Raw genomic sequence first — 9165 nt, 5'->3', positions numbered from 1 at the left:
GTTCACCCGTCGGCGTGAGGCCCCGCCTCCCCGGGCGTGGCCGGCCTCCCCGGGCGCGGCCCGTCTCCCGCCCCGACCCGAGATCGCCGTACCGGCACCGCTGCGGCGGCCCGGCGGCCATGATGTGGTGGTCCGCCGTCGACGTCCGGGCGACAGGAGGCCTCCATGATCCGCGCAGCCGTCTTCGACGTGGGTGAGACGCTCGTCGGCGACGACCGGTACTGGGCGGACTGGGCCGACTGGCTCGGGGTCCGCCGCCACACGCTCTCCGCGCTCGTCGGCGCGGTCGTCGCCCGGGGCGGGCACAACCAGGACGCGCTGCCCCTGGTGCGCCCGGGCATCGACGTGGCCGCCGAGTGGCGGGCCCGCGAGGCGGCCGGCCGGGGCGAGGTGATCGACGAGTCCGACCTGTACCCGGACGTCCGGGGCGCGCTGGCCGCCCTGCGGTCCGCGGGCGTGTGGGTCGGCGTGGCCGGCAACCAGAGCAGCGGCGCGGGCCGATGCCTGCGCGCCCTGGACCTTCCCTGCGACGCGCTGGCCGTCTCCGGCGACTGGGGGGTCGAGAAGCCCTCCCCGGCCTTCTTCGAGCGGCTCGCCGACTGGGTGCCCGCGGAGCCCGGGGAGACCGTGTACGTGGGCGACCACCCGGCCAACGACCTCCTGCCGGCGCGCGCGGCGGGTTTCCGGACCGCGCACGTGCGGCGGGGCGCGCTGGGCCACTTCTGGGCCGGTACGCCGTCGGCGCGCGCGGACTGGAGCGTGGACGGCCTGGACGACCTGGTGTCGCACCTGACCGGCCGTTCCGCCGGGGAGGGCCGCCGCTGAGCCCTGCCTCCGCCTCGCCCTCGGCGCCGGGGCCCGTCTCCGGTCGCTGGTGACCCCGCCGTCGTGCCGCGGCACCTGCTGTACGCGCTGCTGCCGCTCGCCGCCGGCCTGGTGGTGGCGCTGCCGCCGCTGACGCGGGCCGCGCACGACGGCGGACCTTCCGCCCTGGGTCTGCTGGTGCTGCTGACGGCGCTCCTGGTGGCCGGGGCCGGTCCCGCCTTCGGACGTCTGCGGCTGCGCCTCTTCTTCTGCGAGCACCCGACCCCGCGCCGTACCGGTCGGTGGTGACGCCTGGGGCGGGCCGCATCCCGCCGGCGCCGTCGCGCCGCACTTCACGGCCGGAGTGCCGGCCTTCTTCCTCCTGCCGTGGGTGGTCGTGCGGGTCACCGGCCGGCAGCTCGCCGCCGTGCGCCGGTTCGCCACGGACCCGGGCCCGGGTCGGGCCCCGGACACCGCGGTCCGACCGCGCCCGCTCTCCGCTCCCCCCGGCCGCGTCCGGGACGCGAAAGCCGCCGTGGCAGGATCCGCGACATGAGCATCGACGAAGCGGACCGCCCGGTCGCCCTGGTCACCGGGTCGACCTCGGGCATCGGGGAGGCCGTCGCGCGGCGGCTGGCGGCGGACGGGATGCGGGTGGTGGTGCACTCGCGGAGCAGCACGGAGGCCGGGCGGGCGCTGGCGGCCGAGCTCGGCGGGGAGTACGTGCGGGCCGACCTGGAGGTCGAGGAGGAGGCCCGGGGACTGGTCGCGACGGCGCTCGCGCGGTGCGGGCGGCTGGACGTGCTGGTGAACAACGCGGGCATCAGCTGGCCGATCCCGCACGACGACCTGGCCGCCGCGTCGCCCGCGGACTGGCGGCGGCTGATGGAGGTCAACCTGATCGCGCCGTGGGTGCTGTGCACGGAGGCCCTGCCGGCGCTGCGCGAGGCCCCCGCGGGCGGCAGCGTCGTCAACATCACCAGCCATGCCGGGGTGCGCCCCAAGGGCTCGTCGGTGCCGTACGCGGCCAGCAAGGCGGCGCTCAACCACGTGACCCGGCTGCTGGCGGCCGCGCTGGGCCCCCAGGTACGCGTCAACGCCGTCGCGCCGGGACTCGTGGACACCCCGATGACCAGGGACTGGGCGCAGGCGCACGAGCTGTGGCGGGAGCGCGCGCCGATGCGGAGGCCTGCCGGGCCCGAGGACGTGGCCGCCCTGGTCGCGTCGGTGATCGACAGCGCGTACCTCACCGGTGAGGTGATCGTCCTCGACGGCGGCCTGAACCTCACCTGAGTCGCCGCTGCGGGGACCGTTCACCCGGCGCGGGCGGCTGTGCCAGGCTGGCGCGATGACCACTGCCCTTCTCGACTGGCCGTCGATCGCGGCCGGCGGATTCCCCGTGCCCGAGGCCGTCCCGTCGTCCCGTCTCGCCGAGGAACTGTCGGCGATGCTGGTCTCGCCCGACCCGGTGGTCCGCGACGACCACGCCTACACGGCGGCCGCCCGCTGGATCGGGGAAGGGGTTCTCGACGACGTCCTCGAGGAGCTCGGCGACCGCGCCGCCGGCCGGTTCGTCCACCCCGAGGTGCAGGCGCGGACCTTCGCTCCGCTGCTCCTGAGCTGCGTGCTGAACCGTTCCGCCGCCGTTGGCGGCCTGGTGACCGAGGCCGCCGCGGAGCGCTGGTACGCCGCCTTCAGCGCCTGGTACCCGGCGGAGGAGGACACCCGTGGCTGGGACGACGCCCTGGGCTGGCTGCACGCGGTGGCCCACGGCGCGGACGCCGCCGCGGCGTTCGCGAAGGCGCTGCCCGGCCGCCGCACCGGCCTGCTCGAGCTCTGCGCCCGCCGGATGACCGCCCCCGGGGCGGCGCACCGCTACGAGCAGTTGGAGGACGCACGGCTGGCCCGGGCGCTCACCCGGGTCCTCCAGGCCCCCGGCCTGGACGCCGCCGGGGCGACCGCCTGGCTGGACGTGGTGGCGGACGCCCTGGAGGGCGGCGGCCCGGGGCCGGTGCCGGTCTGGGCGTTCAACACCTTCGCCACGCTGCAGTCGCTGCACCTGCACCTGAGCCGGGGCATCGCCGGCGAGGACGCCCCGCCGCACGCGGAGGCCGTGGCGGCACGCGTCGTCGACCTGCTCCGGCTCCCCTGTTACTGGCTCGCCTGACCGCGGCGCGGTCGGCCCTCCTCGACGTCGCTCGTGCCCGGGCCGGTCCCGTACGGCCTGCTGCCGGATCCTGGTCGGGGCGGGTCAGTTCCCGTCCCACGCCCCGCCCGTCGTCTCCCGGACGACCCGGCGCCACCCTTCGGTTCCGCCGGGCAGCGGCCAGGCCCAGGTGGGGCGGGTCGCCGTGCGCAGCTCCTCCAGCCGGCGGGCCAGGACGGGGCCCGCGCTCCCGGCGCCGTCGGGAATCACCTCACCGTGGCGGGCGCGCAGCGCGGCGAATCGCGCCAGTTCGGCCTCGTACCACTCCACGGCCCGCCGGGTGCCCGCGGCCACCTCGTCCCCCGGGGCCGTGCGCACCAGGTGCAGCAGCGGTGGCTCGACGGATTCGGCGAGGGCGGCGGCGAGCCGGGCGTGACCGTCGAGGACGACGTGGCAGTACAGGCCGCTGACCCACCACAGCAGGACGGGCGGAAGGACGCCCTCGCGGGCCTGCTTGCGGTACGCCTTGACGCGGGCGTCGTCCTGGCCGGGCATCGGACGCAGCGGCAGGAGGGTCCAGTCGCCGTGGAAGAAGAACCAGTCGACGTATCCGTCGGGATGGCCCTCGACGATCATCTCGCCCCAGTATTCCGCCGGCGGGCGGGACCCGCGGTTCCAGTGCGGCGGGCCCTGCGGCGTCAGCAGCCACCGCCCGTCGTGCAGCGGGCCGCCCGGCGCCGCGGCCAGGCGGTCCGCGAAACGGTGCGCCCAGCGGTCCGGCCGCCCGGCCAGGTCGCGCGCTGTGTCGGCGCGCCAGGGCGGGAGGACGGAACGGTAGGCGTCGGTGCGCCAGAAGACGACCTCGCAGTGGTCGCGGGTGACGGCGGCGAGGAGGACGGGCCGCGTCTCCTGGGTGAGCAGCATCCGCCCGTCGCCGGCGAACAGGCACAGCCCGGGGCGCGGCCGGCCCTCCGACTCCAGGGCCAGGCCGGTCCAGGTCCCGTCGTCGGCCACGCGGTCCGTGCGTCTCATGCCGGGCACCCTATGCGGGCGCCCCCGTTCGCTCACCTGGAAATGTCGCTTGCCCGCCGCCCGCGGGCGTGCCAAGGTGGACGTCGTCCGCGATCACGCGGACCACACGCACGGTGAGGAACGAAGTCCATGGTTGCGGCGCCCCTCAGCGGCCGCCGTCGGCACTGAGCACCCGCTTCACGCGGCCTCGGTCTGCCACGCCGTCTCCACGGCGGCCCCACGTATCGGTGCCTTCGCGCACCGCGACTCCGCCGCGCCCTCCATACGTCGCACCCGTCACCGGGTTCGTCGTCGGCGCGGAACCAGCTGAGACTTCGTGAGGTCGATCACCATCATGGACAACCAGGTCCAGAGCTTTGCCGTAGCCAATCTCCGCCGCCGTCCCGAGGTCGTCGAGACCGGGGGTTTCGTCGCGGGCTTCATGCCCGGCACGGACAGCCCGTACCTCAACTACGCGACCCCGCTGCCCGGCGCGGAACCGACCGGGCGCGACGTCGCGTCGCTGACCGGCCTCTTCCGGGAGCGCGGCCTGCTGCCCCGGCTGGAGTTCGCGCCGCAGGCCGCGCCGGCCGTCGAACCCGCCCTGCGCGCCGCAGGGTTCGGTACCGAGGCGGTGCACGAGTACCTCGTGTGCACGCCGGGCACGCTGGTCCTCCCCACGGCGGCCGGCTCCCCGCGCGTGGAGACGCCCGCCACCGAGGAGGAGTTCGCGCAGCTCGACGCCGCGCTGGCCGAGGCGTTCGGCGGGCTGTTCGGGTCTTCGAAGGAGGGCGCCGACCGTCTGCGGAACACCGAACTCCAGGGCGGCGCCGTGCGCTTCGTCCGCGAACCCGGGGCCGGGGTCCTCGGCGGGGCGTCCTGCTCCGCACCGGCGGAGGGCACGGCCGAACTGTCCGGCGTCGGCACCCGCCCGGCCTTCCGCGGCCGCGGTGTCGCCGCCGCGGTGACCGCCGCGGTGGCGGAGGCGATGTTCGGCCGGGGCGCCGGGTCCGTCTGGCTGGAGTACTCGGGCGAGGGGTCCCGCCGCGTCTACGAACGGGCAGGCTTCCACCCGCAGGGCACCCGCCTGTACCTCTCCCTGCCGCCCACCCCGGAGCAGGCCGAACTCCTCTGACGGCACGACCGGCCCGGGGGCGCCGCCCGCGCCCCCGGGCCCGCCGCATAGGGTGTCGCCGGACCTCGGCAGGAGAACCCGGGCGCCGGGTCGGCGAGGAGGAGGCGGCGATGACGGCGGTACGGGCGGCGGCGGTGGTGCTGCTCACCTGGGTGGCCCTGTGCGTCCTCGTGGCCGCGCCGTCGCTGCTGCCGCCCCGGTGGCAGTACTACGTCTACTCACCGGCGAGCGTGGGCCTGTGGATGCTCTCCCTGCTGGTCGCCCCCTTCGTCACCTGCGCCTTCGCGTGGCGCTGGATCAGATCGGGCCGCCGATGAGCAGCACCGGCTCCACCCCCACGGCACCGGCCCGTCTGACCCTCCGCGTCTCCGTGCCGCCCCTCGGAACCCGGCAGGGGGCCGTGCAGTGCCGGCCGGTCGTCGACGGCCGGGACCTCCTGGCCGACGTGTTCGACGAAGGCCCCGCGGAGGACCCGAGCCGGCTGCTGGGGCCGGACTCGCCGCTGCTCGCGACCGGCACACCGCGCCGGGTCCGGCTCGCGGAGGCGGAGTGCTCGGAGGGCTGCTGCGGAGCCGTGTACGTCACCGTCCGGCGCGAAGGCGGGCAGGTCGTCTGGAGCGACTGGCGCGACCCGGCCGACGCGTCCTTCACCCTCCCCGAACTCCGTTTCGGGCGCGACCCGTACGAGGCGGAGATCCGCCGCGCTTCGGCGGACCACAGCTGGGAGTGGCCGGCCCGGACGGTCGCCCGGCTCCTGGAGGAACGGCTCCGGGACCACGCCGACTGGCCCGGCCGGTGGGAGTGCGAGCTGGACAGCGTCTCCGCCTGGCACCGGGAGCCCGACCGGATCACCCTCCTGCTGTTCCACCCGGGCCGGTCCGCGCTGCGGGAGGGCCGTCCCTGGCTGCAGTTCCGCCACGTCCTCCCGGTCACCGACGAGGCTCCGGCCGACCAGGCCGCGCACCTGGCGGACCTCCTCACGTCCGAGGATCCGCGGTGGAGCGGCGACGTGTGCGGCGGATCCCGCGAGTCCGCCGAAGCCCTCGGGTACCCCTGGCCGGGGCGGTGACCCCGCGGCGGCCTCGCCCGTCGCGCGTGCTCTCACCCTCCCTGCCGCTCCAGGGGGCGGGGCGCCGGCCCGGGTTCCGGTCGGGGCGTCGTCGGCAGGTCGCGGGTGCGGCCGACGGGTGAGAAGAGCAGGACGAGCGCGGCCAGCGGCACACCGGCGGTGGTGATCCACAGGGCGGTGCGCAGGTCGAGGACGGTGCCCAGCCAGCCGCCGAGCAGGGCGCCCACCGGGAGCGTCCCGAAGTTGAGGAACGCGGTGCTCGCGGTGAGCCGGCCGAGGAGGCGGGGCGGGCAGTAACGCTGCTGGAAGCTCGCCTTGACGACGTTTCCGGCCACCACGCCCGCCGAGACGCAGAAACCGCCCGCGACGAAGAGCCCCAGCCCCGCTCCGGCGTGCGTAGCCGGGACGAGCAGCACGAGCCCCGCGAGCCCCAGTTCGAAGACCAGCATCGCGCGGGCGGTGCCGATCCGGGCGGCGATCCGCCGGGCTGCGAACGCGCCCGCGACGCCTCCCGTGCTGGTGGCGGCGATGAGTCCGCCGACCGCTCCCGGCGCCAGGCCCACGGTGTCGACCAGGAAGACGACCTGGATCGACTGGTAGCCCATCAGGGCGAGGTTGGAGGTGGCGCCGAAGAGGGTGAGGCTGCGGAGCCACCGGTCGCCGCCGACCAGCCGCAACCCCTCCCCGACCTCGTGCAGCAGCGCCTTCGGCCGGGCGGCCGCCGGCTGGGGGCGGGGTTCGCGGTGCCGGATGCCGGCCAGGCACAGCAGCGACACGAGGAAGGTCGCCGCGTTGGCGAACATCGCGTTGACCGCGCCCGCCGCCTGCCCGATCAGACCGGCCGAGCCCAGCCCCGCGATCTGCGCGGCGGACGCGCTGCCGTGCAGCTTCGCGTTGCCCTCGGGCTGGTCCTCGGGGGCGAGGATGCTGGGGAGGTAGGCGCTGTAGGCGGTCTGGAAGAAGACGGCGGCGGTGCCCGTCAGCAGCGCGACGACGATCAGCAGGCCGACGCTCAGCAGGCCCGCCCACGCCGCGAGCGGAACCGCCAGGAAGAGCAGGAAGGACACCGCGGCGGCCGCCAGCATCACCGGCCTGCGCCGCATCCGGTCGACCCACGCCCCGACCGGCAGACCGATGACCAGCCACGGCAGCCAGGCGGAGGCGCTCAGCAGCCCGACCTCGAAGGCGCCGGCCTCCAGGGTGGAGACGGCCACCAGGGGCATCGCCACGGAGGTGACGGACGAGCCGAACTTGCCGGCCGTCTCACCGCACCACAGCAGGCGGAAGTCGCGGTGCCGTCGCAGCAGGCCGGGTCCTGCCGCCCGGCTCACGCCGTGCCCCGCTCTTTGCGGGGGAACGACTGGAGCTGCACGACGACCGGCAGGGCGCCGGGCTCCGGCTCGTCGCTGGGAGCGGCGGCATGGCGGGCGATCACGTCCAGCAACTCGGCGTTGAGGGCCCTCAGTTGCGGCGCCGTGAGCCGTAGGTCCCGCCGGTCGGAGAGGGTCCCGGCCCGCTGCCACTCCTCGTCCCAGCTCTCGTTCAGGTAGGTGGTGACCCGGTTGAAGTACTGCTGCACCACCTCGTGCAGGTAGACGGAGAGCGCGCCGCGGGTGGCGGGGTCGTCGCGGAACTCGGCGGTCTCCAGCACCTTGGTCTCGTCCACCACCCTCCACCAGCGTTCCCGCTTGGTGCCGCGGCCGGTCTCCTCCTCGATGAAGCCGTGCTCGGCGAGGTGCCGCAGGTGCCAGCTCACGGTGCCGGTGTTCTCCCCGAGCCGCGCCGCCAGGGCCGTGCCGGTGGCGGGGCCGTCGAGGGTCAGCAGCTCGAGGATGCTCATCCGCAGCGGGTGCGCCAGGCCGCGCAGACTGCGCGCGTCCAGGCGGCGCACGGGCCTGCGTGGCGGGGGCTGCGGGGTGTCGTCCGGGCCGGTCGTGTCGTCGCTCATGCAGCCGAACGTAGCGTGCAGAGACTCCTCTGCAAACGCTTCTCTGCATCATGGCCGAGATGCGCCGCCCGCCGACAGGAACCGGCCGGCGTGAGCGCCCCGGTCGTTCACCGCGACCGCCTGAGGGTCTCCCTCACCTCCCGGTGCAGGGCCCACGCGTCGGCGACGGGGCCGAGGTGACGGAGCTTGTCCGGGTTGATCACGGAGCGGATCGCCTGGATCTGCCCGTCCAGGATGTCGAGCACCAGGGCGTGCAGGACCCGGCCGTCACGGTCCCGGAAGACGGCGCCCGACTGCCCGTTGATCTCCTGCTGCTCACAGGTGATCCCGACCTCGGTCATGGGCGGGTAGACGGAGGCGAACAGGCGCGCCACCCGGTCCGCCCCGACGACGGCCCTGGCGAGCTGCGGCGCCTTGCCCCCGCCGTCCCCGACCGTCCGCACGTCGGCGGAGAGCAGGTCCCGCAGTGCGTCCACGTCCCCCAGGGACAGGGCCTCGAAGAACCGCGCCGCGAGCGCCTGCCGCTCCCGGCGGTCGGCCTCGAACCGGGGCCGACCGTCGTTCATGTGACGGCGCGCCCGCACCAGCAACTGCCGGCACGCCGCCTCCGAACGGCCCACCGCCTCCGCGATCTCGCCGAACCCGAACGCGAACACCTCCCGCAGCACGAACACCGACCGCTCCAACGGGCTGAGCCGCTCCAGGAGCAGCAGCGCGGCCATGGACACCGAGTCGGACAGCTCCGCCGCGCGTTCCGGGTCCTCGTAGGGGTCGTTCAGCAGCGGCTCGGGCAGCCACGGCCCCACGTACTCCTCGCGCCGCACCCGGGCCGAGCGCAGCACGTCGATGGCGAGCCGGGTCACCGTGGTCGACAGGTACGCCTTGACCGAGTCGGGCCTGGTGGCGGAGGCGTCGTAGCGGAGCCAGGTCTCCTGGACCGCGTCCTCCGCCTCCCCCACGCTGCCGAGGATCCGGTAGGCGATCGAGAACAGCAGGGGCCGCAGCTCCTCGAACTCCTCGACCTTGTTCACGGGCGCTCTCCTCGCGGGTTC

Annotated in this window: 11 protein-coding genes; 7 read left to right on the top strand and 4 right to left on the bottom strand. The window is 75.5% G+C overall.

What is annotated here, in order from left to right:
- The first annotated feature begins 165 nt into the window (after positions 1 to 165).
- The 4 genes from ACOV8S_RS03640 (at position 166) to ACOV8S_RS03625 (ending at position 2971) form a co-directional block, all read left to right on the top strand.
- Positions 166 to 825, top strand: coding sequence for an HAD family hydrolase (locus ACOV8S_RS03640; RefSeq protein ID WP_448316067.1), 660 nt, complete (start codon positions 166 to 168; stop codon positions 823 to 825).
- Positions 826 to 888: 63 nt separating this feature from the next.
- Positions 889 to 1113: a hypothetical protein gene (locus ACOV8S_RS03635; protein ID WP_448316066.1), complete on the top strand. Its 225-nt coding sequence runs from the start codon at positions 889 to 891 to the stop codon at positions 1111 to 1113.
- Between the two features lie 243 nt (positions 1114 to 1356).
- The gene (locus ACOV8S_RS03630) at positions 1357 to 2097 is read left to right on the top strand and encodes an SDR family NAD(P)-dependent oxidoreductase (RefSeq protein WP_448316065.1); all 741 of its coding nucleotides are present in this window, start codon (positions 1357 to 1359) and stop codon (positions 2095 to 2097) included.
- A 55-nt stretch (positions 2098 to 2152) separates the two neighbouring features.
- Positions 2153 to 2971 (top strand): DUF2785 domain-containing protein, encoded by an 819-nt coding sequence (locus ACOV8S_RS03625; RefSeq protein ID WP_448316064.1) that lies wholly within the window; start codon positions 2153 to 2155, stop codon positions 2969 to 2971.
- A gap of 84 nt (positions 2972 to 3055) precedes the next feature.
- Here ACOV8S_RS03625 and ACOV8S_RS03620 read toward each other — a convergent pair whose 3' ends face one another.
- Complete coding sequence (locus ACOV8S_RS03620) at positions 3056 to 3982, bottom strand: hypothetical protein (protein ID WP_448316063.1); 927 nt, start codon at positions 3980 to 3982, stop codon at positions 3056 to 3058.
- A gap of 334 nt (positions 3983 to 4316) precedes the next feature.
- Here ACOV8S_RS03620 and ACOV8S_RS03615 point away from each other — a divergent pair, with 334 nt between their 5' ends.
- From ACOV8S_RS03615 to ACOV8S_RS03605, 3 genes are all read left to right on the top strand, one after another.
- Positions 4317 to 5096, top strand: a complete 780-nt coding sequence (locus ACOV8S_RS03615; RefSeq protein ID WP_448317341.1) for a GNAT family N-acetyltransferase — start codon at positions 4317 to 4319, stop codon at positions 5094 to 5096.
- Positions 5097 to 5206: 110 nt separating this feature from the next.
- A complete protein-coding gene (locus tag ACOV8S_RS03610; protein ID WP_448316062.1) occupies positions 5207 to 5413 on the top strand; it encodes a hypothetical protein in 207 nt (68 codons plus the stop codon).
- Positions 5410 to 6165 (top strand): hypothetical protein, encoded by a 756-nt coding sequence (locus ACOV8S_RS03605; protein WP_448316061.1) that lies wholly within the window; start codon positions 5410 to 5412, stop codon positions 6163 to 6165. Before ACOV8S_RS03610 ends, ACOV8S_RS03605 begins: the two co-directional genes overlap by 4 nt.
- Positions 6166 to 6197: 32 nt before the next feature.
- Here the strand turns inward: ACOV8S_RS03605 and ACOV8S_RS03600 are convergent, their stop codons facing one another.
- From ACOV8S_RS03600 to ACOV8S_RS03590, 3 genes are all read right to left on the bottom strand, one after another.
- Positions 6198 to 7496 carry an MFS transporter gene (locus ACOV8S_RS03600; RefSeq protein ID WP_448316060.1) on the bottom strand — a complete coding sequence of 433 codons (1299 nt, stop codon included), beginning with the start codon at positions 7494 to 7496 and terminating at the stop codon, positions 6198 to 6200.
- On the bottom strand, positions 7493 to 8113 hold the full coding sequence (locus ACOV8S_RS03595; RefSeq protein ID WP_448316059.1) for a helix-turn-helix domain-containing protein: 621 nt from the start codon (positions 8111 to 8113) through the stop codon (positions 7493 to 7495). Before ACOV8S_RS03595 ends, ACOV8S_RS03600 begins: the two co-directional genes overlap by 4 nt.
- A gap of 107 nt (positions 8114 to 8220) precedes the next feature.
- Entirely contained in the window at positions 8221 to 9144 is a 924-nt protein-coding gene (locus ACOV8S_RS03590; protein ID WP_448316058.1) for an RNA polymerase sigma-70 factor, read from the bottom strand.
- Positions 9145 to 9165: the final 21 nt, after the last annotated feature.

This window comes from Streptomyces sp. CO7 (genome assembly GCF_053474865.1).
This window is presented reverse-complemented; position numbering and strand designations above follow the sequence as displayed.